17 protein-coding genes and 1 tRNA gene are annotated in these 25210 nt (G+C 65.1%); 3 read left to right on the plus strand and 15 right to left on the minus strand.

All coding sequences use genetic code 11. The features are described 5' to 3' along the window. Positions 1-70 precede the first annotated feature (70 nt). The 9 genes from ACZF5Y_RS12810 to ACZF5Y_RS12850 form a co-directional block, all read right to left on the minus strand. Positions 71-880, minus strand: coding sequence for a heme ABC transporter ATP-binding protein (locus ACZF5Y_RS12810; RefSeq protein WP_497533014.1), 810 nt, complete (start codon positions 878-880; stop codon positions 71-73). Continuing rightward, positions 877-1947 (minus strand): FecCD family ABC transporter permease, encoded by a 1071-nt coding sequence (locus ACZF5Y_RS12815; RefSeq protein WP_497533015.1) that lies wholly within the window; start codon positions 1945-1947, stop codon positions 877-879. Before ACZF5Y_RS12815 ends, ACZF5Y_RS12810 begins: the two co-directional genes overlap by 4 nt. Positions 1948-2043: 96 nt before the next feature. Beyond that, positions 2044-3165 carry a heme/hemin ABC transporter substrate-binding protein gene (locus tag ACZF5Y_RS12820; RefSeq protein ID WP_497533016.1) on the minus strand — a complete coding sequence of 374 codons (1122 nt, stop codon included), beginning with the start codon at positions 3163-3165 and terminating at the stop codon, positions 2044-2046. Continuing rightward, positions 3162-4106: an HtaA domain-containing protein gene (locus ACZF5Y_RS12825; protein WP_497533017.1), complete on the minus strand. Its 945-nt coding sequence runs from the start codon at positions 4104-4106 to the stop codon at positions 3162-3164. The genes ACZF5Y_RS12820 and ACZF5Y_RS12825 overlap by 4 nt, the downstream gene beginning before the upstream one ends. A 55-nt stretch (positions 4107-4161) precedes the next feature. Continuing rightward, the gene (locus tag ACZF5Y_RS12830) at positions 4162-7068 is read right to left on the minus strand and encodes an HtaA domain-containing protein (RefSeq protein ID WP_497533018.1); all 2907 of its coding nucleotides are present in this window, start codon (positions 7066-7068) and stop codon (positions 4162-4164) included. Between the two features lie 193 nt (positions 7069-7261). Next, positions 7262-8773, minus strand: a complete 1512-nt coding sequence (locus tag ACZF5Y_RS12835; RefSeq protein ID WP_497533019.1) for an HtaA domain-containing protein — start codon at positions 8771-8773, stop codon at positions 7262-7264. Between the two features lie 132 nt (positions 8774-8905). Beyond that, on the minus strand, positions 8906-11500 hold the full coding sequence (locus ACZF5Y_RS12840; protein WP_497533020.1) for an HtaA domain-containing protein: 2595 nt from the start codon (positions 11498-11500) through the stop codon (positions 8906-8908). 236 nt (positions 11501-11736) lie between these two features. Beyond that, positions 11737-15705, minus strand: a complete 3969-nt coding sequence (locus tag ACZF5Y_RS12845; RefSeq protein WP_497533021.1) for an HtaA domain-containing protein — start codon at positions 15703-15705, stop codon at positions 11737-11739. A 102-nt stretch (positions 15706-15807) separates the two neighbouring features. Continuing rightward, positions 15808-16248 carry a hypothetical protein gene (locus ACZF5Y_RS12850; RefSeq protein WP_497533022.1) on the minus strand — a complete coding sequence of 147 codons (441 nt, stop codon included), beginning with the start codon at positions 16246-16248 and terminating at the stop codon, positions 15808-15810. 398 nt (positions 16249-16646) lie between these two features. Here ACZF5Y_RS12850 and msrB point away from each other — a divergent pair, with 398 nt between their 5' ends. Both msrB and ACZF5Y_RS12860 read left to right on the plus strand, forming a co-directional pair. Beyond that, the gene (gene msrB, locus ACZF5Y_RS12855) at positions 16647-17084 is read left to right on the plus strand and encodes a peptide-methionine (R)-S-oxide reductase MsrB (protein WP_497533023.1); all 438 of its coding nucleotides are present in this window, start codon (positions 16647-16649) and stop codon (positions 17082-17084) included. After that, entirely contained in the window at positions 17081-17638 is a 558-nt protein-coding gene (locus ACZF5Y_RS12860; protein ID WP_497533024.1) for a nitroreductase family protein, read from the plus strand. Before msrB ends, ACZF5Y_RS12860 begins: the two co-directional genes overlap by 4 nt. A gap of 51 nt (positions 17639-17689) precedes the next feature. Here ACZF5Y_RS12860 and ACZF5Y_RS12865 read toward each other — a convergent pair whose 3' ends face one another. The 4 genes from ACZF5Y_RS12865 to secA all read right to left on the minus strand — a co-directional run bounded on the left by ACZF5Y_RS12865 (position 17690) and on the right by secA (position 22699). Then, entirely contained in the window at positions 17690-18628 is a 939-nt protein-coding gene (locus ACZF5Y_RS12865; RefSeq protein ID WP_497533025.1) for a DMT family transporter, read from the minus strand. A 201-nt stretch (positions 18629-18829) separates the two neighbouring features. Next, positions 18830-18902: transfer RNA gene (locus ACZF5Y_RS12870), tRNA-Thr, on the minus strand. A gap of 37 nt (positions 18903-18939) precedes the next feature. Continuing rightward, the gene (locus ACZF5Y_RS12875) at positions 18940-19902 is read right to left on the minus strand and encodes a DsbA family protein (protein WP_497533026.1); all 963 of its coding nucleotides are present in this window, start codon (positions 19900-19902) and stop codon (positions 18940-18942) included. A gap of 61 nt (positions 19903-19963) precedes the next feature. After that, positions 19964-22699, minus strand: coding sequence for a preprotein translocase subunit SecA (gene secA / locus ACZF5Y_RS12880; RefSeq protein ID WP_497533027.1), 2736 nt, complete (start codon positions 22697-22699; stop codon positions 19964-19966). A gap of 198 nt (positions 22700-22897) precedes the next feature. On the opposite strand from secA, the gene ACZF5Y_RS12885 reads away from it, so the two are divergent. Beyond that, positions 22898-23638: a polyprenol monophosphomannose synthase gene (locus tag ACZF5Y_RS12885; RefSeq protein WP_497533028.1), complete on the plus strand. Its 741-nt coding sequence runs from the start codon at positions 22898-22900 to the stop codon at positions 23636-23638. Between the two features lie 51 nt (positions 23639-23689). Here the strand turns inward: ACZF5Y_RS12885 and hpf are convergent, their stop codons facing one another. Continuing rightward, on the minus strand, positions 23690-24316 hold the full coding sequence (gene hpf, locus ACZF5Y_RS12890) for a ribosome hibernation-promoting factor, HPF/YfiA family (RefSeq protein ID WP_053354147.1): 627 nt from the start codon (positions 24314-24316) through the stop codon (positions 23690-23692). Between the two features lie 96 nt (positions 24317-24412). Then, a complete protein-coding gene (locus ACZF5Y_RS12895) occupies positions 24413-25135 on the minus strand; it encodes a ComF family protein (protein ID WP_497533029.1) in 723 nt (240 codons plus the stop codon). Positions 25136-25210 lie beyond the last annotated feature (75 nt).

Below are 25210 nucleotides of genomic sequence, written 5' to 3' on the forward strand. Positions count from 1 at the left end.
CCATGCACGCCACTCGCGGGGCGAGATGCCCCCACACTACCTGCCGCGACCTGCCAGTTCGATGACAGCGTCAGTGATTGCGGCGCGGTATCACAATCGGTCGCCCCGTGTCGGGGTCCGGGATCACTCGCACGGGCGCGCCGTAGACGTCGGCAATGCGCTGCTCCGTGAGCACCGCACCGGGCGCGCCGCGTGCAACGAGCGCACCGCCCGCGAGGATCGCCACCTCGTCGGCGTAGGCGCCGGCGAGCGACAGGTCGTGGAGCACGACGATGACGGCGCGACCGGCGGCGGCGAGCTGGCGCGCGATCTGCAGCACGGCTTCCTGGTGCTTGAGGTCGAGCGCTGCCGTGGGTTCGTCGAGCAGCACGACGCGCGTCTCTTGGGCGAGTACGCGAGCGAGCGACACTCGCGCTTTCTCACCACCGGAGAGATGCGGAAACCCGCGTCCGGTGAGGTGGGCGACATCGGCGGCGACAGTTGCATCGTGGATCGCTCGCTCGTCGTCATCGGACTGCAGAGTACCGATCCACGGCGCCCGCCCCATGTCGATGACCTGCTGCGCGGTGAACGAGAACGCCACCTGATTCGCTTGCAGCAGCACCGCGCGGGCGCGGGCCAATTCGCGGGCGGGCCACGCGTGCATCTCCCGGTCGTCAAACGTCACGGATCCGGCACTCGGAGTCACATCGCCGCACAGCACGCTGAGCAGCGTCGATTTGCCCGCACCGTTCGGGCCGACGAGCGCGAGCACCTCGCCGTAGCGCACGTCGAGCGTCACATCGGAGAGGATTGCCAACTCGCCGACGTGATAGCTCACACCGGTGACCTGCTGCGCAACCTGGCCGGGGCGGGGCTCCGGAGTCGTCGAGACACTCATGCCCATCCTCCTGCGCGTTTGCGGTTGCGGCGGATCAGCCAGAAGAAGAATGGCCCACCGACCAGCGACGTGAGCATGCCGATCGGCAGGTCCGCACCGTCGACGAGGGTGCGCGCCAGCAGGTCGGCGTAGATCAGCAGCACGCCGCCGCCCAGGAGGGAGGCGAGCAGGAGCATACGATGCGATGGCCCCAGAATCATCCGCATCAGGTGCGGTACGACGAGGCCCACGAACGAGATGACGCCGACGAACGCGACGCCGACGCCCGTCAGCAGCGACACCAGCACGATCGAGACGATGCGCAGGCGTTCCACGCGAACACCGAGATGGGCCGCGGTGCGATCGCCGAGCGAGAGCAGGTCGTACTGGTCGGCGAGCAGGATCGCCACGAATGCGGCGATCGCGGCGACGAGTGCAACGATGACGACTTCGTTCCAGCGCGACCCGTTGAGCGACCCGAGCTGCCAGAACACGATCTGCTCGCGGCTGGCCGTGTCGCCGATGAATGTGAAGAGCGCCATACCGGCCCCGGCGAAGGCGTTGATCGCGACGCCGGTCAGCAGCAGCGTGACGATCTCGGTGCGCCCCTGAGCCCGAGCCGTGAGGTACACGATGAGGGTGGCCGCGAGCCCTCCGGCGAACGCGAAGACCGCGACAGTCCAGTTTCCGAAGGCGGTGACGCCAAGGGTGATCGACGCCGAGGCGCCCAGCGCTGCACCCGATGACACGCCGACGACACCGGGCTCCGCGAGCGGGTTGCCGAAGATCGCCTGCATCACGGCGCCGGCGACCGCGAGTGCGGCACCGACGAGCAGAGACATGACGACGCGCGGGAAGCGGATCTGCCACAGTGTGCGATCCATCAGGTCGTCGGTGGGCGCCCAGCTGTTGGTGATCCCGAGCTTCTGCAGGATGGAGCCGATGACCTCAGCGGGCCCGATCGAGAGCTGCCCCATGCCGGCAGAGAGCACGATGCCGATCGCGAGCAAGATCGCCGCCGCGATGATGACGATGGCTCCGCGGCCCGCGCTGCGGCGGCCGAGAATCCGTTGGGTGGCGTTCGTCACGTGCTGCTTTCTGTGCGGTGGGTGCCGCTGCGGCCGCGAGGGCGCCGACACAGTGTTCTATTGTATCGACGCCGCGGCGCGCAGTCGGGTGCCGAGTTATTCGGCCACGGGCGCGTAGATCGCCCGGGCAAGAGCGTCGAGAATGTCTGCCGAGCGCGGGCCGAATGAGAGGATCGTGCCGTCTTCCATATCGACGAACCGCCGGTGCTCGCCCGCGGTCGTCACGGCGATGGCCGGCTTCTCCTCGAGCAGCCCATCGACGCCGCCGACCGACTCGATGCCCTTCGTCATTACAAGGATGAGATCGGGGTTCGCCTTGACGAGCGCCTCGTCGGTCATCGGTTTCATGCCGTCCCAGCCCATGTCGGTCGCGACGTCGACGCCGCCGAGCGCCTCGATGAGCTGATCTGCGCCCGACTCCTTGCCGAAGAGGTAGTAAACGCCCGCGGTGCCGCGCAGGTAGACGAACGCGATGCGCAGTTTGCCGTCGGCGTTCTCGGGAGCGATCTTCGCGATCTCGGCCTTCTTCGCGTCGACCTCGCTCGCGATGCGCTGGGCGAGCTGCTCCCCGGTCTCGGGGCTGCCGTAAATCGCAGCGACCTGCCGCGTGAGATCCTCGGCGCCCGCGAACGACGCTTCGTTCTGCACGAAGACGACCTGGATGCCCACGTCTTGGAGCTGTTCAATCACGTCGCGCGGGCCGACCGTGCCGTCGGTGATGACGAGGTCGGGGTGGAGGTCGATGATGGCCTCGGCGTTCACCGTGTGGCCTCCGCTCGTGACCCGCGGCAGGGCGCTCAGACTCTCGAGGGTGGTCGACTGATCGACGCCGACGAGGCTGTCGGCGAAGCCGAGGCCGGCGATCGTCACGGAGATGTTGCCGCCAAGATCTGCGGCAACCACCTTGTCGGTCGACTCGATGACGACGTCGCTGCTCGACCCGTCAGTCGCGTATGACGGCACGGTCGCCGGCAGCGACTGCGCCGGGTTGTCGGCGATCGGCTCGATCTCGGAGTGCTGCAGCACCGCCGTCGAGGGCCCCTCAAACGCTTTCGGGTCGTCGAGCGTCTGCAGTTCGGCGAGCGGTACCGTCGGCTGCGCAGACCCACCGGACGCCGTATCTCCCCCACCGTTCGCGGCAGTCGAGCAGCCAGCGAGCAGCAGCGCGGCGGTCAGGATCGCCGCCGCGGTTGCCGGGATACGCCGACCGCGCGTCACTGCTCGTCTCCGAACAGCTTCTCGGTGGCTTGCGGGTTCTGCGGCTGCTGCGCGGCATCGGTATGCGGGGCGACTGAGGGCGCCGCAGACTTGGGCTTGCGCCCGCCCAGCAGAATGCCGCCGGTGATCCCGATGACCAGAATGGCGATGCCGCCGATGATGATCGGGAGCCATGGAATGTCGTTCGACGCCTCCACCGGGTTGGGGGTCTGCGTCGCCACGGGGGCCTCGAGCGCAGTATCGTCCGAGTTCGCTGCTGAGCCGTCACCGGCCGCACTCGCCGAGCCGCCCGCGGAATCCGCGCAGCTCGCGAACTGCAGGTCGACCGCGATCGGGTCGAGATCGATGTCGGCCTCGTAGAATCCGGCGAACGCCTTCGCCCCGGAGTTCGTGAGCTTCGTGGGCAGGTCTTGCAGCTGCAGCGCGTTGTCGCTCACGCCGAGCTGATCCGGCACCGTCACGTCACCGACCCACTCCTGCGTCGCGTCGATCGCGACCTCGCCCTCCATGTCGTTGCTGCGCGCATCGAGCAGCAACGCCGCCGAGCCGTCACCCTCGAACTCGATCGTCGGGTTCGCGAGCGTGAGATCGAGCACGCCGTCGTGGCCGGTGAAGTGCACCGTACCGGTGAACGATACCGAACCCTCGCCCGTCTCAGGGTCGATGCTTCCGGTCGCGCCGCCCCACGAGAAGTTCGGCGTCTCGTAGGTGGCGCCGTCGCTCTCCTCCCACGATCCGTTCGCGATGCTGCCACTGATGTACGCGCGGAAGCTCTCTTTCACACCCCAGGTGAACGATCCACCGCTGACCTCGCAGGTGCCCGCAGTCGCGCTCTCGGCACGTACCGGCTGGGCCTGCGCTGCGGTCGGGGCGAGCAGCAGCCCGCCGATCATTGCGGCTCCGGCGAGGAGTGCGCCGGAGCGGCGGATTCGGGCGTTCACGGATAGTTCTCCTGTGTCTCAGTTGCGGGTGAAAGTCAGCACGGATGGTGCGCGGCTACGCGGAGTGGCGACGCTGTCGGATCGCGAGCAGTGTCATGCACGCGGCGATCGCGACGAGGCCGCCCGCGCTGGCCCACCACTCCCAGAGTGCCATGCCGCCCGCGGTGGGGAGGAACCCTGCGGCGGCAGCGCGATCCTGCACTGCTTGCGCGGTGAGCTGCTGCTCATCCTGCTCGGCCTTCGACTGCGAGGCCTTCTTCTTGGTCTTTTCGTCGACGATATCGATCACGGCACCCGCATTCGAACTGCCTTGGATGGTGATCGTATGCGTGCCGGTCACGTCTTTCGGCAGCGTTCCCGACCAGCGCACGACACCGTTTTTGTCAGCTTTCGCCGCGTCATCGAGCACGATCGGGTCGGAATAGAGCACGACGAGCACGCCCTCATCCTCGGCATCGAAGCCTGAGGCCTCGATCTCGATGCGACCGCCCGGCTTGATCTTGTCGGGGTCGGTGATCACCGTGACCCCGGTCGTCGCCGGAGCCGTGGCCGCTGGGGTATAGGTCTTCTTGTCTTTCGCGCCTTCGCCCGCCGAGGCGGACCCGTAGCTGACCTGCGCGGCCGAACCGACAGTGAAGCTCAGGTTGTCGAAGCCGATCACCTGACTGTCGGAGATGCCCATCATCGAGCCCTCGACAGTGACTCCGCTCCAGGTCACCTCACCGCTGGCGCCGACCGACTTCGCAGCGCTCGCAAGATTCAGCTGCACCGACTGGGGGCCGTAGCGGGTACTGTTACCGGTCGAGAGCGTCGCCGAACTTGCGCTGTTCACCGTGATCGAGGGGTTCACGACCTGGAACATGGTCTGCCCGTAGCCCTTGAACAGCACCGAACCCGAGTACTGCACGGTGCCCGTCTGCGCAGCCGTGTTCCAACTGGAACTCACGGCCTGCGGGAACGACCAGCCCGACCCGGCGTCGCCACCCACACCGGACTGATCAATGGAGCCACCGGCGCAGTGTTTGCCCGCGGTCGGGCACGACGGGCCCGACTTCTGCGTGGTGTAGCCGACGAAGTACGAGGAAACTCCCCAATTCATCGACCCGGCAGCCGCACCATCGGTCGCGACGGGTGCGGTGGGCGTCGCGGGATCGTTCTTCGACGGGGTCGTCGGCTTCGACGGATTCGTCGTGGGCTCCGACGGCTTCGCCCCGCTGTCGGCCCCGATGATGAACGTAATATCGTCCAGTTGCTGACCGGGCTTGTAGAACTCGGTCAGTTCACCCGGTTTGAACTCGTAGCTGAAGAACTTGCTCGAACCGTCGTTGGTCAGCGTCGCCTTCGCGTTCTCGAACTTGACCGCACCGCCCGCGAGCGTGCTGCGCGTTGCCTTACTCAGGTCGATCGTCGCCACCGTCAAGGTCTGATTCGTGCCGAATGGAATGCGCAATTCAGCGGACTTCTCGTTCTTGACGACGATCTCCGGGTTGCGAACGTCGACGTTGAGGATGCCACCGTGGCCCGTAAAATTCACCGTTCCGGCGTACTTCACCGAACCAGTCTTCCCGTTCCACTTCTCAGTGGACGCCTGCGGGAAGGTGAAGACGCCGTTGCCGTTCGCCTGCTTCGCGCCTCCGCTCGCCCGGATCTCACCATGCGCGATATTGCCGGTGATGTAGGTCCGGAATGACTCTTTGACGCCCCACTGCAGGGTGCCCTTCGCGCCGGTGACCTCTTCGGTGAGACTCACCGTGACGGGATCGACTGACTTCGATGCCAAGAATTGATTCGTATCGGTCGGTGTGAACGACGCGCGGTATTCGAAGTTGCCCGCCTTCGTCGGCTTCGCCGTGTACTTCGCGCTTCCGCGTTGCACGGCCACCGGCGCTCCGATCGCGATGCCGTTCTCGGAGAACTGCACCGTACCCAGCGCTTCGGCCGGCGCCACCTTCGCTTCGAGCGCGACCTCAGCACCGACAAACTTCGAGGACGGAGTGGCTGAGAGTGCGACAGTCGTATTCTCCCCCTTCGGCCCTTCGACAGGGGTTTCAATGTCGGCGCTGAACGTGATCGGGTCCAGGCCCGCGGTGGTCGCGTTGTAGAAACCGCCGAACGCTTCAAGCCCGTCTGCGGTCATCGTTGCGTCGGCGTTGGCCCACGTGTACGTCGAGCCGCTCTGTGTGTAAGCCGGCAGAGTGACATCGGCGAAGTGCACGTCGTCGAGCGAGTAATAGTCGCCCACCGTCGTCGTGTCGACGAATTCGCGACCATCCACGTCCAGATACAACTCGGCCGTTGTCGATGAGGTCACCTTGATCTTCGGGTGGGTGAAGGCGAGATCAAGAATGAAGTCGCTGCCGCTGGCATGGCCCTGGAAATGCACGCCGTCGACAGCACCGAATTCGATTTCAAGTCCGGTGGCATCATTGCCCTGTGGTTCCACAACCGATCCGCTGGTCCACGAGAAGGTGTCAGTCCCCGTCGTGGCGCCGAGTGGGGTGATCGTTCCCTTGGCAATCGGGCTCGTGATGTAGTTTCGGAACGACGTTTTCACGCCCCACTGCAACGTCGCCGTGTCAGCCGCGTTCGGAGCAGGTACGTCCAGTCCCGCCGCGGCATCGACGGGCTCGGTCACATCGGTTGATTCAGGGAGCACGGTCGCCTCGGGCGCCGGTGCCACCTCGACCGGGGCCGCATCCGCGACCGGCGCGGGGGCTGCGGGCGCCTCAATCTCAGTTGTGCCTTCGGCCTCCGACACCGGGTCCGATGCATCGGCCGCGGGGTCGTTCGTCGCCTCACTGGCCGACGATGCCTCGTCGACCGACTCGATTGCACCGATCGAGCCTCCGACTGATCCACCGACGGCGTACGCTGCCGATCCACCGCTGTACACCGCACCAGCTACGAGCAGTCCAATGATCCCGAGGGAGCTGGTTCTGATGAAGCGCGTGCGAGCAGACACGAATAATCCTTTGTGAGACGACGTCGACCGGATCCTTCGCTCCTCACTCACTCGGCGCAATGTCTGCCCAAGGTGAGGTTCACCTAAGTAATCCAACTTCTAGTCTGGTCCGCCTCATCAGATGATGCAAGTTTTCGGGCCGTCCAGGGCATCGAAATTGCACCCGAGCCGAAGACCACCCAAGTGCAGTCGTCTACTTTTTGACGGTCAACGTCGCAACCGCGCTATATTTCGCGTTGAGATTCGCGTTGCCGACAAACTTCACTTTGAGTTTGTGCACCCCGGCCTTCAACTTCGGAAGGCTTACCTGAGCGGCTCCGGTCGTGCTCAGCGTCGACGTCGAGATTTTCTTCGACCCGTCGTAGACCTCGATGCGCAGCTTCGAGACTTGCGCTTTGAGCGTTCCTGGAACTTTTACCCCGACCGAGATCTTTGCAGCCTGCTTCGTCGTCACTGTTGACTTCGCGAGCTTCGCGCTCACTGACGGCGTAGCTTTCGCCACCTTGAGATTCGCCGTCGTGGTCGACGCGAGAGCATAGCTGCCCTTCGCGGGCGCGAACGATGCAGTCACTGCCTGGGTGCCCACCGAAATCGGCGCATTCACTTTGATCACGGCCGCGCCATTTTGCACCGAAGCGGAGTAGCGTTTCCCTGCGACCGTAACGGTCGCGATGCCGGCAGCGACCGCCCCACTCGCCGACGGTTTCACGCCCACGGTGATGGTCTCAGCCCCGTTGTATGCAACCGTGCTCGGGCTCAGTTTGATGGTCGTTGTCGTCTTCGCATTGGCTGAAGCCGACGCCTGCGCCGATGAGCCTGCGACACTCAGCGAGTTGCTTGGTACAAACACTGCACCGAGCGTGCGTGCGCCCGCGGTGCTGAACGAAAATGACTTCGTAGCGATACCGTTCGTCACGACGACCGGCGTTCCGACGGGCTTGCCCTGCTCAGTGAATTGCACCGTTCCCGAGGCCCCCGCGGGCAGCACGGTGGCACGCGCCGTCACCGCAGTTCCAACCGTTGACGTCACCGGCGAAGCGCTGAGTCGGGTGCTCGTGGATGCGACTGGCACCTGCACCGAGAAGGTCACGGGATCCATTGCGGTTCCCGCCGTGTAGAAGTTCGCGAAGACCGGAACACCCTCGGGCGCCAGAACCGTCGGCGCCGCCGACCAGGTTGCAGTGCCCGAAGCGATGACGGGCTGGTTCAACGTCATCGTGGCAACCCGCATCGCGTGCAGATCATAGGCCTCGCCGCTGAGCGCGACACCCGCCGCATCTGCCACCAAGACTGCCTTCGTCGGAGATTCGATCTGGATTGCCAGGCGTGAAAGCGTCACGTCGAGTGCTCCCCCATGACCGAGGAAGTGGATCGACGCATCAGCGGGGAACTGAATCTGCGCAGTGTCCAGAGCGTCCGAGATCACGCCCGAACCGGCGTTCCAATGAAAGCTCGAGCCGTCGAATGTCGCCCCGCCTGACGCACTGATCGAACCGTGCGCGATCGGGCCGGTGAGGTAGCTCCGGAATGACTCTTTCACACCCCAGTTCAGGCCGCCGTCGGAGATCACAACGCCAGAGGCGAGCGGAGCCACGGTCGAGTCATCGGCCGAGGCGACGGATGATACGGCGCTGACACCAGTCAACCCGATCGTGCCGGTGGCAATCATCGCGAGTGCGACACGGAGACGGGATCGCAGAGACATGAGCGGGCTCCTGGTGAGTTCGAGGGATCACCCAAGCGGGTTCGTCCTCATCGATTGTAGATGCAGCGAAACAGTTGCGGCCCTGCCGCACTCCGAGGAGCATGGCAGGGCCGCAACTGCGTGGCGTTCGCGTTACGCAGTTGCGCGTCGGCGTCCGATCATCAGACCGGCACCGAGCAGCAGCACGAATGCGCCGCCGACGAGCAGGCCGGTGAAGTCACCGCCACCAGTGGTCGCGAGACCCTTGGCGCCGGCAACGGCTGGCTTGGTGACCACTGAGTCGACCGTGCCGCCGGTGTTGCCGGAGCCCGAGCCATTCGCGCCGGTGCCAGCACCGTTCGCGCCTCCATCAGCCGCGCCGTTCGAGCCGGAACCCGCGGTGCCGTCAGTTCCACCGGTGACCGTCAGTACCAGCGCATCGGACACGGAGTCGGAGACTGTGTCATCGCTCGAAGCGAAGGATGCGACGATCTCGTTCGAACCGTTGGCGAGATCAGTCGTAGTCCGAGCCACGCCGGCTGCAACGGGAACCGACGCGATGGTCGCGCCGTTGTTGGTGAACGTCACCGTGCCGGTCGCGGTCTCCGGAGCGATGGTCGCAACGAATTCCACACCCTTCGGGCTGCCGCCGACGCTGGCGGACGTGGTGAGCGTGGTGGTCGACTGAGTGAACTGGGAGACCGTGAAGTTCGCACGCAAGGTTGCGGGCACATTCTGACCCCGGACCTCGATGACGTGGTCACCGGCGGCGAAGTCCGCGGGAACATCCCACTTCACCGTGGCGACACCCGAAGCGTCAACAACGACGTTGTCGAGCTGCAGAGGCTCGTTTGCAGCGGGCTCAGCGTCCGCAGCGGCAGTGCGTGCAACCGGCGCGGTCGGATCGATCCACACCTCGAACTCGCTGCCCTCTGCGTAGGGCCCGACCTCGAACTCAATTGCCTCGCCCTGTCGAACCTTGGCCGCGCTGGGCTCCTGCCCACCGATGGTGATCGCAGGTTTCAGAGCGACCGAAACATCAACGGTGTTGGACGTCGAGTTGACGACGTTCGCAGCATCCGCGGGCGTGAACACGGCAGTGATCTGGTTCGCGCCGACGGGGAGTTCCGAGGTCACGAGCTTTGCGACGCCGTCCTTGACCTCGACGGGCTCGCCCAGAGCGGTCGAACCGTTCGAGAACTGCACGGTACCGGCCTGATCAGCAGGCGAGACCTCGGCTTGCAACTCGACTTCCTCACCCTGCAGCACGCTGGCTGCGCTCGAGGTCAACGTGGTCGTCGTCGTGACGAGCGGAGCACCGTAGTTCACGCGAACGGCCTGTTCCTGAGCAGCGTTATTCACGCCACCGGCACCGTAGGTGAAGACACCGTAGCTACCGTTGACCGGAGCAGGCTTGGTCGTGTCGCGATCCTTGAGCGTGGTCGTCCACTCGAACGACCCGTCTGCGTTCAACGACACCCACTGTGCTCGCACAGTCGCCTGGTAGGCGGTCGGAATCTGATTAACAGTGCCCTCCGTCAGCACCCATCCCTGTGTTGCGACGAGACGCTCGGTAGATGCTGCGCTCTTCGAGGGCTGCCAGTTCTCGCCGAATTCACCGAACACCACATAGGTGCCCTGAGGCAGGGTGTTGGGAATCGGCACACCGCGGCCGCCAACGTTGGCCTCAGGATCGAAGCCCGACCCCTTAACGACCAGCTTGTCTCCGGCAGACACGCGCGTGTCGCCGACCGGCGTCACGCCATCAGCCTGGAAGACCTCGATCTTGGGCGCCCAGACCTTCTTTTCGGTGATGGTGACCGTCGTGCTGGCGGAGGTCGACGCGGCGAAAGCTGCGCTGTCCGTCGGGGTGAACTTTGCAGTAATGACATTGTCACCGACCGTCAGTTCGGTCGTGGAGAGCTTCGCGACGCCGTTCGCTACGGGAACAGCCGATCCGATAGCGGTCGAGCCATTGCTGAAGGTCACAGCGCCCGCCGCTTCCGCGGGGGCCACGGTTGCTGTCAGCTCGACGGTGTCACCGGCGGTCGCGGATGCCGCGCTCGAAGCAAGCGTGGTAGTGGTCTCCGTCGCTGGGACAGCTGCGATCGGGGCGGTGAAGGTCAGCGGGTCGAGATCCGCGGTCGATGCGTTGTAGAAACCACCGAATGCTGCGAGGCCTTCGGTTGTCATCTTTGCGGCAGCATTGGTCCAGGTGTACGACGAGCCGCTCACCGTGGGAGCCGGAAGCACCAAGTCGGCGAAGTGCACATCATCAAGCGAGTAACGGTCGCCAACGGTCGTCGTATTCACATATTCACGACCATCGACATCGAGGTAGAGCTCGGCAGTCGTCGCCGAAGTGACCTTGATCTGCGGTTGCGTGAAGGCGAGGTCGAGAATGTAGTCGTCACCGCTTGCATGACCCTGGAAGTGCACGCCGTCGTTCTCTCCGAACGCGACATCGAGGTCGGAACCGTCGAGGTTCGCGGATCCCGTTCCGCCGGTCCAAGAGTAGGGCCCGGCACCGGTCGTTGCCCCGAGCAGCGTGGCCGTGCCCTTCGCGATGGGGCTTGAGATGTAGTTGCGGAATGACGTCTTGACACCCCAGTTCAGGGTCGCGTCTGCAACGACGCCCTCACCCGGTGCGGCGTTCGCTACTGCGGGCACCATCACTGCGCCACCGGCGACGAGCAGACCCGCCGTCGCAGTCGCGAGCAGGCGGCGCCAACTCTTCTGTGCAGTCATGAAGAAAGCACTCCTTTTCTGATCAAGAATCGGCCACCGCGCATGCAGCAACACACTCATCGGACTGAGCTGAGGCTCACCTAACCCACAGCACCGGCTCTAGTCTGACGATTTTCATCGGATGTTGCAACTTGCACGCGGCATTCGGCGTCCGTGAAGCAATCGCACAGTCAACGAAACAGCCGTGGCCGATGCGGAGTGCATTCGACTCCCGCATCGGCCACGGCCGGTGACGATCAGCGCTGCCGGTGCCGGATCGCGTCTCGTTCCGCAACCGAACGTCGACGAGCCAGCACCACGACCCCACTCCCGAGCAGCAATGCGAGCACCGCAGCGGTGGTCAACGTGCCCAGTTCGGCTCCGCCCGTTCGCGCGAGGTCGCCCGAACCGCCCTGAGAGTCAGCCTGAGTGCTCCGTGTACCAGTGCTCTCCGCCGAACTCGGTTGCGGCGAACCCCCGCTCGTGCCCGAAGCTTCAGCGGCAGTTCCGCTCGCGTTGCCGACGCCGTTCGCACTCGCGCCTGCCGTGGCGCCACCTTCGCTTCCGCCTGCGGTGCCGGCACCGGCATCCGCCGACCCAGCTGCCCCGGAATCTGCTTCGGCGTCGCTCTCCGCATCGATAGCTGCGACGGACAACGACGCAGCGTCAGTCGCGGTGCTGCCCTCGCTATTGGTGAATACCGCGCGGAACTCCCACGCACCCACGTCTTCGGGGACGAGGAACGGCGTCGTGTATTCCGCACCGGTCGCACCGGTGATGTCCGTCCAGCCCTCATCGGCTGCGGCGAGCGCAGTCGCGCGAGAAGCCTCTGACACGGCAATTGCGGCTCGCTTCTGCCACTGCACCGTCGGGCTCGGCTCCCCCGAAGCCGACGCGGTGAACTCAGCGCGACCCCCCACCTGCGCGGTCGTGGACTGCGGCTGCTGGGTGATCCGGGGCGCCGACACGGTGGTGACCGGCTGTTCTGCTTTCGCTGATGAGAAGTCGATAATGAAGGGATTCGCCACCTTGTTGGCATCGGCGGCGCCTCCCGAGGAGTACCAGTACGACGAAAGGCCGGTCGCGAGTTGGAAGTTCACGAATGACTGCGGCCAGGCCCCCCAATCGGCCCCGATGCGCGACTGCGCCGCGGCGACACCGGAAGGAATATCAACTGAGACGCCGCGATAGTCGGGCGTCACCGTATCGGCGTTCAGGGTGTCGAGCGCCACCCCGGTGAACGTTGCGATGGTTGCGCCGGCAACCGGCTCGAGCGGCGTCTTCTGGTCGGGGTTCGCCATGTCGCCGGCGTACCCCGCCAGATCACCGGTGAGCGTGCCGGTACCGTCGGCCGCTACCTCGAGCACCGGGTTGGACACTGTGAACGGCACGAGTCCGCCGTACATATTGACCGACCAGGAGCCTTCCCAACGCACGACGGCAGAACCATCCGCCTGCACCTGTGCGATACCGTTTGACAGTTCCACGAGCTGCCGACCACCCGCTGCGATGAAAGACTCGCGATTGTCGTACTGCGCTTCGAATCGCTGACCCGCAGTTTCATGCACAATGCGCACGTTTCCCTCGGAACTGCGATACGACGCGGCGGTGCCGTCGGAGACACCCGCACTGAAGTGGTTCGCCACGCGCGTCGGAGCGAGGTGCTGCAACTCGGCATTGCCGTCCCACTCGAACCCGACCCCGGTGTACGTCAATCCGCCCTCGGGAATCGTCCCCTTCGGCACGACCGTGAGGGTCACGGCGTCCGAGATGTTCTCGCCGACCTCGTTCGTCAGTACGGAGCGGAACTGCTGGCCGTCAACCACCTCGGATGCGATGACCGAGAGGGTGGCTCCATCAGCAGTGTGTGCGTCATCGTTCTCGACAGTAACCCAGGTGTCATCGACGCGTTGCTCCCAGCGCTGCTCGCCCGCGATGCCGGCTGCGATCGGGGCGGTGAACACGGCGGTGTCCCCGTCGTACACCGACAACGAGACCGGCTGCTGAGCGAAACGTGGAGCCGAGACGACCGTGATGGCCGCCGTCTCCGAGACCACGCTGCCAGCGTCGTTCGCCACCACAGCTCGGAACTCAGCACCGCTCTGTTCGAGCGTCAGTTCCGGCGCGTAGGTGGCCTCGGTGGCGCCTCCGATGTTCGCAAAGCGCTGCTGCCCCGGGAACTTGCGCTGCCACTGCACCTCCGCCTCGGCATCGTCGATCGTGAGCGCGAGCGATGTCGACGATGAGAGTGCACCTTGGGTGAGTGCGAGGGTGGCGGATCCCGGCTGCTGCGTGATCTGCGGCGCCGTCGCGATGACCTCGTAATGACGCAGCGGCTGCGGCCCACCATCTGCGGATTCGACGGCGGTGATCAAGGCGCCATCACCCGTCACGAGGAACGTGCTCGAGCGCTGATTCACCGGGATCGAGAACTCCGTCAGGAGCTGGTGATCCCTCATCACAGCGACGCTCTTTTGGAACGGGTCGAGCGAGAGGTCGTACCCGTGCACGGGGTCGGCTGCGGCGTTCATCGAAGAGTACGTGAACGCGTCGGGGTAGGGGTCGACGTGCTCCATCGCAGCCGTGTAGTCATCTGCCGGCAAGTACCCGAGGGTGCCCGACCAGTCGCTGCCGAACGCCATGATGTTGCCGTCGGCTGATCGTGAGATCGCCGAATAGGCGCTCGGACCCACGTCGTATCCGGTCGTGTCCGGGGCAACCGTATCTTTGAGGTAGGCAACGCTCCAGCGCCCATTTTCCAGCGGAGCGAGCCGGGTGATCGGACGCTTGATCTCGTTCCAATCGGCGTCGAAATAGGTGCTGCCGAATGCAAAGAGCATGCTGCCATCGGACAGGCTGACGGAACTCCGCTCAGATCGCAGCGATTGCACCAGGAACGTCGCGGCACTGCGTTCAGTCGGGTCCGCGAGCACCTCCGCAGGCAGGTCGAGTCCGGCCTCCTCGTGCGCCCACGCGCCGTCGGAACGGCTCAGCGTGTGCAGCACGATGTCCGTTCGAGAGTCGTTTTCGCCTGCCTGGTTCGTAAATGTCGTCCAGAGCACCTGTTCAGAAACGTCATTCCACGCCAGCACACCGCCAGCATTCGGAATGCCGATGCCTGCCCCTCTCGGCGTCGAGAACGATGAGAGCTCACTGATGTCGAACGCAGAGGTCTCGGAGTTCCACTGGGCTGCGTGCAGCGAGATGCGTGCCTGATCAGTGGTCACTGATCGCTGCATGAAAAACACCGTGTTCGTCTTCGGGTCGAAGGCGGTCTGTGTTTCGGCGGAAGTGCCGGCTGCGATCTCCGTTTGCCCGATCGGCTCGAGCGTCGTCGCATCGAGCGCGGAGAAGCGCAGGCGGGCCGCGCCATTCGATACCCCGAGGAACTCGGTGGCGACGAGTGCGTCGCTCGATGCAGACGCGTACACGGCGGGTTGTTCCCCGAATCGGTACGGCGCCGGCACCCATTCAGCACCGGCGGTGTAGCGCGGCGCCCCCGGGGTGTCCCATCGCTCGGCAAGATCGGGTTTGCCTCCCGGTCCCGAATACGAGATCGACACGGGATCGATAGGAATACCACCTGAATACAGGATCATGCCGTCTCCGGCTGTTGCCGGGATCTCGGACCACGTTGTCATACCATCGGCAACCGTGGGCTGCGCATCGTAGATGTCGAGTTCGGCGATGACCCCGTTCTCGGATCGCTGGAGCGGGCCGCCGGGATCGCCCTGCGGGCGGCCGATGTAGGTGCCGCGAATCACCTGGTGATCAGCGCTGATCTCGAGTGCGAGATCTTCAAAGGTTGAATCGAGTTGGCAGAACCCGGAGTCAGCGCAGTACCCGCGGTAGTGCGCCGACCCTCCGAGTTCGAGCGTGAGGGTCTGCGTTGACTCGTCGAACGCACCGGATTCGATCGGCCACTGGTACTCGCCACTCGGTAAGGCAGTGACCCCGCCAGAGAGTTCACCGCCACCCATGTAGTTGCGCCACGATTCCTTGATCCCCCACGTCACGGCCCCTTCCGAGATCGACACCGCGTCATCGGCTGCGCGAGCAGGTTGCACATTCGCACCGAGGTCGAGACCGATCCCGACGAGCGCGATTCCCGCGGCAAGTGCACCGGCCATCAGGCGTCGAGCGAGATGCCTGCGAGGGGCGCGGCGCGCGACCGGGAGCGCGGAGGGCGACGATGCCGCCAGTCGAAGCGGGTGCGGATGACTCATTGAGGTTCCATTTCTCGGACGGTTCTGGTGACAGCGGAATTCGAGGGGGGTGACAGGGGAGCGGGCCGCCGCACGCATCGTGCGACGGCCCGCGGGGCTCGGCTAGAAGGCGAGATCCTGACGCTCGATAAACGCGCGGGTGGCATGATTCACGATCACGACTTCGCAATTGTTCGACGCGCAGTTGAAGGTCGCAGGCTGACCCGGAATGCTCGCGTGCGCGTTCACGTTGCCGGTCTGCTTGACGACATCGGTAGCCGCATTCACGATCTGCCCGGCTGACGAGAGCACGACGTCAGCGGAGAATGCGCCGCACGCCGGGGCGATAGCAGGGATGCCGACATTCGCCTTCGTGCAAATGCCGACGCGGTACGTTCCGGCGGGGATGCTGGTGCTCGTCGAGGTGACTGAGAGCGGGGAGCCGCTGACGGCCGGCCCCGGGCTGTAGCTCAGTGCATTTGCTCCCGCAGAACCCGCAAGCAGCAATCCGGCAACGGCGACTGTTCCCAGTGCGACTTTGGTGGCTCGAGTCTTGAACGTCATATTCTTGTCCTCACTTCACTTCGCAGTTACAGTGCGGAGTAGCCGAGTGGCCATCCGCGCATCACCGGTACCCGATTGCGGGCACCGCGCTTGAGGTGCTCGGCCGGTGGGGCGAGTGTTCAACACATCACCGGAGAGCACTCGCTCCACCCGACACCGGCAGCCTCAAGATCGACGGTGATCGCATGCTCTCTTCGGAGGCGAGACCATGCGCACCGAGATCAAAGTTCCCTAACTTAGGTTAGCCTTACCAAGATCAGACTAAACAGAACGATCGGCACGCGTCAAGCAATTTCTCAGGTTTCTCTCGTGACGCTCGCCCATGAGTTCAGCCACCAGCATTCGGGAACCCCATCGGCGTACACTGGGCGGGCGCAATCAACCCTTCGGAGGTCGCCATGAGCAAGCCGATCGACTCGGCCGATTACCCGTTCCAGCTCAGCGAAAGCGAGTGGCGCGAACGGCTTTCCGCAGAGGAGTACGCGGTACTCCGCAACCAGGGCACCGAACGCGCCGGCACGGGCGAGCTGCTCGATGAGGAGCGCGACGGCCTCTACCGCTGCCGCGCCTGCGGCAACGAGCTCTTCGTCGCCGGCACCAAGTTCGACTCCGGATGCGGCTGGCCGAGCTTCTACGAGAGCGTGCGCCCCGGCGCCGTCGAGCTGCTCGAAGATCGCAGCCTTGGCATGGTGCGCACCGAAGTGCGCTGCGCCGAATGCGGTTCGCATCTGGGCCACGTCTTCCCCGACGGCTTCGGCACCCCGACGGGTGACCGCTACTGCATGAATTCGCTCTCGCTCAGCTTCGACCCCGGCGCCTCCGCCGACCCCGCATGAGCGAGTTCGGCGGCCCGGCCTACCGCGCCCTCAGGCGACGCCGCTCGCACTCCCGAGTCACCGATGAGGCGCCGAGCCACGAAGAACTCGCGGAGTACATCGGCGCGATGACCAGCGTCGCCGACCACTCGCGGCTGCGCCCGTGGCGGGTGATCGAATTGCGCGGCAAGGCGAGGAAGAAGCTCGCGAAGGGGCTCGCCAAGGCATCGGGTGAGGATCGCGGCAAGCAGATCGCCAAGATGACTCGGGCGCCACTCATTCTCGTCTTCGTCGTCAGCCCGCGCGAGAGCCGCAAGGTGCCCCTGTGGGAGCAGGAGTCTGTCGCGAACGGCGTCGCTCACTTCCTCGGGCTCCTGCTGCACGAGTCGGGTTGGGGGTCGATCTGGAAGAGCGGCACGCACACGCGCAGCAAGGCCGTACGCAAGGCGCTCGGGGTCAAGAAGCCCGAGTACCTGCTCGGCTGGATGCACGTCGGCGGTATCCCGGAGCGTGATCGCACCGAGAAGCCGCGTAAGCCGCTCGATGTCTCGAAGCACCTGAGCGCTCCGAAGTAGCGGCGCCGGGCTTCCACGCCACTCGGCTGCGCGGCCCGAGCGGGCCGACTCTCAGGCCGCGGAGCTTCGCCGGCCGGGAAGCGCGGCAACGACGACCGCGAGCATCGCCACCGCTGATCCGGCAATCATGCCCTGCGTCAGGCCACCCGCGAGCGGAGCCCCGGCTTCAAACGCGACCGAAGCGAGGAGCTGGCCCGCGACATTCGACATGCTGAGCAGCAGCACACCCGCGGTGCGCACCAGCATCGCCGCAATGGCGATGAAGAGCGTGCCGATAATGCCGCCGATGTAGAAGTATGGCGCCGTGGGCCACTCCGTCGGCCAGCCGGTAGCTCCCACCGATACCGCTGCCATGACGACGAGGATCGTCGTGCCCACGACGAAATTCACGAACGTCGACGTGATCGCGCTCTGAGCCGCAGCGCGCACCAACCCGTTCACCATCGACTGGGCAGAGACGAGCGCGCCGATGACCACCGGGAAGACCATCAGCCAGACACCGTGCACGCCGCTCAGACCGACCGACAGGGCGACTGCGACAATCGCGAGTGCGGTGCCCGCGATACGCATCGGGGTGGGGTCAATTCGACCCCCCGGTCCCAAACCCACACGATCGAGCACCAGCCCTCCGAGCACCTGGCCGGCAACGATGCCGACGGTGAACAGCGCCAGCCCCGTGATCGGTGCGACCAGCCCCTGGGCGAGCACGAACAACGCGCCGCCCGCGCCACCGAAGAGCGTCCAGAGCGGCAGTGATCCGGAACGCACCTCGGTGCGTATCTGACTCAGGCCTGCACGGCCGCGGCGCGAAACAAGCATCGTGAGGCACATCACGACGAGCCCCGACCCGAAGGACGCCGCAGCGGTCACATACCCGTTGCCAAGCTCCTGACTCAGGCCGCCGTTGATGCGGGACTGCAGGGCGACGAGCACGCCCGCAAGGCCCGACCCGACCAGAGCAGCCCACACGGGCAGTTTCGATTGCGACACTCCCCCAACAGTACTCCGATGCGCAGCGCCGCTCTCCCGCTTACCTGTGCCCGCTCAGCACAGGTAAGCGCGCCGCAGCCGTCTCGGCTGCGGACACCGACAGGCGCCGACGCGAAAGGCCCCGCATTGCGGGGCCTTTTCCCAGTTGCGTCGCCGTGTGCGCCGCCGACTCTGCGTCACCACGCGATGCGTGGTGCCTTGAGCCGCCTGTCGGACTCGAACCGACCACCTGCGCTTTACAAGGGCGCTGCTCTACCAGATGAGCTAAGGCGGCAATGGGGGCGGTCGGCGAACGACCGCCCCGGTCTAGCTTACTTGGCGTCGTCCTCGTCGGATGACGCGTTCTTCTGGTTCTGCTCCAGTTCGCCCTTCACCTTCAACAGGTACGACTCGAGGTCGCCGTCGCGGCTCTGGCTCCACTGCTGACCGTTCACGATCACGGTGGGGGTGCTGACGAGTCGCTGCGGCTGGTCGGCATCCTGCGGCGTTACGCCGTCTGCACTGAGCAGCTGGGCTCCCTTGGCGAGGCCGAGGATGCCCACTTCGCTAACCTGCTTGTAGTTCGCAGAAATGAAGCTGCCGAACTGGCGGTCCTTGACGCACTGGCGCAGCTCGGTGGTGTCTTCAGCACCCGCGGCCACAGCCTGCTCGACGAGCTGATCGTCGGTCAGGCCCGTGGTGCTCTCAGCCGGCTGCACGTCGGCGCTGAGCAGCGTGTTGTGCAGCTTGAACGCGTAGTCGGGCTGCTGATCGACCACGCAGGCGAAGAGGTTCGCCGCGCGCGTCGAGTACTTTGTTCCGAGCGACGCGTTGTCGAGGAAGTTGAGCGGGTAGATCTCGAGGTTCACGTCACCTGAGCCGACGTAGTTCTCGAACATGGTGCCGTACTGCTGCTCGAACTGGCCGCAGTAGGGGCACATGTAATCGGCGTAGAGCGTCACATTGACCGGCAGTTCATCGGTGTTGGTCTCGGGAGCCACGCGATCCCCACCGGCCTCGAGCGCCGGGCCCGAAACGACTTTGAGGTCCTTGGAGATCACCACGCCGCCCGATGCCATGTTCTCTGGCCCGGGGCCTGCCGGCTTGATCGACTGGGTGAGCACGAGCGCCACGATCGCGAGCACGGCGAGCACACCGACGGCAATGCCACCCTGCAGGAAGATGCGGTTGCGCTTCTCCCGCTTCTTCTCCTGCACACGCGCAGCGGCTGCCTGCTCGCGCGCCTGAGCGCGACGCTCATTCTTCGTGGGACGGGGATTCGTCTCGTTTGCCATGAATATCTCTCAGTTGGTCCGCCGCAGCGGATCACGGATCAGTGTGGAGGGCGCGAGCGCCTTACTTCTTCTTGCCGGAGCGGCGCTCCGCGCGATTCGATGTACCGTTTCCGGTCTGCTGACCGAATGCTCCGCGAGCCTGCTGAGCGGGCTTCCCCGACGCGGAGTTCTTTGCCTCAGCACCGCTGACCGCGGGCGCGCCGTCTTCGTCGGGAGCGCTGTAGCTGAGCTTCGACTGGTCAGTGGTCTGCTCGGCTTCGAGCCCGCCACCCTCCAAGTGCACGTGATCCTGCGGGCCCTCGGCGGGGCGCACCTTGACCTCCAGGTTGTAGAGCAGCCCCATGGACTCCTCCTTGATCTGGCCCATCATGCCCTCGAACATGTTGTAGCCTTCGCGCTGGTACTCGACCAGCGGATCGCGCTGCGCCATCGCGCGGAGCCCGATGCCCTCCTTGAGGTATTCCATCTCGTAGAGGTGGTCGCGCCAGCGGCGATCGATCGTCGCGAGGACGACACGACGCTCGAGCTCGCGCATCGCCTCGCCTCCGAGCGCCTGTTCGCGCGCCTCGTAGGCGACCTCAGCGTCCGAGAGAATCTCGCGACGGAGGAACGCCCGATCGACGCGACGCGAACCGCCGGCCTCGGCAAGCAGCTCGTCGACGGTGAGCCCGACCGGGTAGACCTGGCGCAAATCGCTGAAGAGCGCGTCGAAGTCCCAGTCATCATCACGCCCGTGCGAATCGAGGATTGCGTCGATCGTCTGCTCGCGGAACGCGTCGATGCGCGGTTCGATCTCTTCGCCGTCAAGAATCTGCTGGCGATCGCTGTAGATGGCCTTGCGCTGGCGATCCAGCACATCGTCGTACTTCAGCACGTTCTTGCGAATCTCGGCGTTGCGCTGCTCGACTTGGCTCTGCGCGCTCTGAATCGCGCGCGTGACGACCTTCGACTCAATCGCGAGATCGTCGGGGAAGCTGCCGCGGTTCATGAGCGCCGCAGCAGCACCCGAGTTGAAGAGGCGCATGAGATCGTCGCCGAGCGAGAGGTAGAAACGGCTCTCACCCGGGTCGCCTTGACGGCCCGAACGGCCGCGGAGCTGGTTATCGATGCGGCGCGATTCGTGACGCTCGGTGCCGAGCACGTAGAGCCCGCCCACATCGATGACCTTCGCGGCCTCGCCCGAAACGGTCTCCTTGACCGCGGCGAACACGTCGTCCCACGCAGCCTCGTAGGCCTCCGGATCTTCGTCGGTCGACAGGCCGCGTGCGGCCATCTCCTGCACCGCGAGGAATTCAGCGTTGCCGCCGAGCATGATGTCAGTACCGCGACCGGCCATATTCGTAGCAACGGTGACCGAGCCGAGTCGGCCAGCCTGGGCAATGATCGCCGCTTCGCGTGCATGGTTCTTGGCGTTGAGCACCTCGTGACGCACACCGGCCTTGGCGAGCAGACGCGACAGGTACTCGCTCTTCTCGACACTCGTCGTGCCGACGAGTACGGGCTGACCCTTCTCGTAGCGCTCGGCGATGTCGACGACGACCTGCGCGAACTTCGCTTCCTCGTTCTTGTAGACGAGATCGGGCTGATCCTTGCGCTGCATGCCGCGGTTCGTCGGGATCGGCACGACGCCCAGCTTGTACGTCGACATGAACTCGCTGGCCTCGGTTTCGGCCGTGCCGGTCATGCCCGAGAGCTTCTCGTAGAGACGGAAGTAGTTCTGCAGCGTGACCGTCGCGAGCATCTGGTTCTCGGCCTTGACCTGCACGCCTTCTTTGGCCTCGATGGCCTGGTGCATGCCCTCGTTGTAGCGACGCCCGGCGAGAATGCGACCGGTGTGCTCGTCTACGATCAGCACCTCGCCGTTGAGCACGACATAATCCTTGTCGCGCGTGAACAACGCATTCGCCTTGATCGAGTTGTTCAAGAACGAGATCAGCGGGGTGTTCACCGACTCGTACAGGTTCGTGATGCCGAGGTGATCCTCGACTTTCTCGATACCGGGCTCGAGCACGCCGACCGTACGCTTCTTCTCATCGACCTCGAAGTCGACGCCGGCCTCGAGCTTGCGGGCGATGCGCGCGAACTCGCCGAACCAGCGGTTCGCCTCACCCGATGCCGGGCCCGAGATGATGAGCGGGGTACGCGCCTCGTCGATGAGGATCGAGTCGACCTCATCGATGACGGCGAAGAAGTGACCACGCTGCACGCGCTCTTCAGCACTCGACGCCATGTTGTCGCGGAGGTAGTCGAAGCCGAACTCGTTGTTCGTGCCGTAGGTGATGTCGGCGTTGTACTGCTCACGACGCGTCGCGGGGTCTTGGCCCGAGACGATGCAGCCAGTGGTCATGCCCAGTGCGCGGAACACGCGGCCCATCAAATCGCTCTGGTAGCTGGCGAGATAGTCGTTCACAGTGACGACGTGCACGCCCTTGCCTGCGAGCGCGTTCAAGTACGACGGCATGGTCGCGACGAGCGTCTTGCCCTCACCTGTCTTCATCTCGGAGATATTGCCGAGGTGCAAGTTCGCGCCGCCCATAATCTGCACGGGGAACGGGTTGAGGCCGATCGTGCGCTTCGCAGCCTCGCGCACCGCGGCAAACGCCTCGGGGAGCAGATCGTCGAGCGTCTCGCCCTTTTCCAGGCGCTCGCGGAACTCTGTGGTCTCCTCGCGCAGCTCCTCATCGCTGAGGTCCGCAAAGGTGCTCTCCAGATTCGCTACGAGCTTTGCCTGCCGCTCGAGCTTCTTCAGGATGCGCCCTTCGCCGACGCGAAGAAGCTTTTCGAGAACTGTCGCCACGTTGTCTCTCCTGTACGTTCTGCACGGTGGAAGTCACCTCGGATGGGGTGCACCGCCGTTGCCAAATTGTGACAACTCCTCAGCTTAGCAATGGCTTGCCGCGTCGCGGCTGGGGAGATGCCAAGATGGGGCAACGGAGTTTTTCGTGCCGCACCCGTTCCGAGCACGTCTAGGCGCACGCTTCGCAGGAAGGATGACATGCCGCATCGAGCGCACGAGCTCCTCGCCATCCTGCCGACCTATAACGAAATCGCGACTCTCGAAGCCGCAGTGTCGAGTGTGCACCGGCATCTCCCGCAGGCCGACATCGTCATCATCGATGATGCGAGCCCCGATGGTACTGGTGCGCTGGCGGATCGCCTCGCATCCGCTGACCCGCGAGTGCGCGTGCAGCACCGCTCGGGCAAATTGGGGCTCGGCACGGCATACGTGCTGGGCTTCTCAACTGCACTCGCGGAGGGCTACCGCACCGTCGTGGCGATGGATTCGGATGGATCCCATCTCGCCTCGGACCTGCCGGCGTTGGTCGCGGCGGTGCACGAGGGAGCAGGGTTGGCGATCGGCACGCGCTGGATCGTGGGGGGGCGCATCGTGAACTGGCCCGCCTACCGGCGCTGGATCTCGCGCACGGGCACGGCCTTCGCACGAAAGCTGCTGCGCTCCCAGCTGCACGATCTGACGAGCGGCTTCCGCGCGATCGACGCGCAGTGGCTCGCGCGGCTTGACCTTGCTGGTATCGACTCCGAGGGGTACGGCTTCCAAATCGAGACAGCCTGGCGGCTCGAACGCCTGGGCTGCCCGATCACCGAGGTTCCGATCACGTTCGTCGAGCGTGCCGATGGTCATTCGAAAATGTCGCTGGGTATCGTGATCGAGGCATTCGTCAATGTCGTGCGCTGGGGAGCGCAGGCGCGCCGCTCACGCAGATCCGCCGGCTGATCGACGCGAAGACGCGCGAACAGCCGGCGGAGGGTCATGTGAGCGAGCGAGTTACTCCTCGCTGAGCGAAATCACACCGTAGTTCCAGCCCTTGCGCCGGTAGACGACGCTCGGATGCCCGGTTTCTTCGGCGATGAACAGGAAGAAGTCGTGGCCGACGAGCTCCATGCGGTCGACGGCATCTTCCACGCACATGCGCTCGGCAGGGAACTCCTTGGTGCGAATGACCACGGGCGTGTAGTCGGGCTCTTCCGCCTCGACAACGGGCACGCTGCCGGTGGCAACTGATTCCAGCACCTCAAGCGGCGCAGGGGTCACATCGACCGTTTCGAAGTCGTTCGCTGCGGCATCGGCGAGCGAGGTGCGTCCGCGACCACGACGATCTTGCCGCTTGTCTTTCATGCGGCGAATGCGCTCGAGCACGCGCCCGTAGGCGATATCGAACGCGGAGTACTTGTCTCCACCCGCGGATTCCGCTCGGATCACCGGGCCTGGCCCGATCAACGTGATCTCGACGTGGTCGCCGTTCTGAGGGCTCCGGTCGCTCTGCCTGGAGACTCTCACTTCGAACGCCTGGGCCCGGGGCAGCAGCCCCTCGACTTTGTCGGTTTTCGACCCGACATAGTTCTCGAACCGATCGGTGATCCCGACGTTCTTGCCGCGGATGTTCACGTCCATGGTGACCTCCCTGGAGCCTCGGGCGGGTGTGCCATTTGGCGCACCGTTACGCCTTTCTCGAACTCTACTCCACCCATCGACGGCGTTTCCACCTCGTCAGAGATTCGATGACATCTTTGCGGAATCTCCAAGGGAATCCCGACGCACGGCGACGCAGACGACAGCGACACCGACCACTCGCGCGCCCGCGGCCTCGAGCACGTCTCGCGCCGCACGCACGCTGGCGCCCGTCGTCACAATGTCGTCCACGAGCACGATCGAACGACCACGCACTCGATTCGCCATCGACCGGCGCACGCTGATGCGACGCGCGTTGCGCTCGCGATCGGCAGAGCTGAGGCCCACTTGACCGCTGCGTCCCCGCGTCGTGCGCAGCGCACGCAGGCGCGGTGCGCGCACCGGTGACCGCCGAAGGGCGGCATCGATCAGTACTTCGAGATGGTGGTACCCGCGACGGCGCACACTGCGCGGACGCGACGGCATCGGAACGATGAGCGGCGCCTCGGGCGACCGCAGCATCGCGGCCCGGAGCGCAGGCGCGAACCGCTCGGCGATTCGCCGACGGCAGCCGTACCTGCCGTCATGCTTGAACGCGACGAGCGCGGCACGCAGTGCTCCGTCGTACGGGTCGCAGGCGATGCCGGGCACCCCGGCGATGTCGAATTCCTGCGGCGAGCGCCACCCTCGCACCTCACGATCGCAGGCGTCGCAGCAATCGCGGTCGGGGGCACCGCACGCGATGCAGGCGGTCGGCCAGACGAGCGCGGCAAGGTCCAGGCTCAGTTCACGGAGTGCGGAGCGGAACGAAGTGGGAGTCATGAGTCGATCGTGCCCCCTGGGTGGTGCGCGATCACCGTCGGGCGATCCCGATCCCAGACAACTCGTTCGTTGCAG

The sequence above is a fragment of the Leucobacter sp. WKLB1 genome, assembly GCF_059696215.1.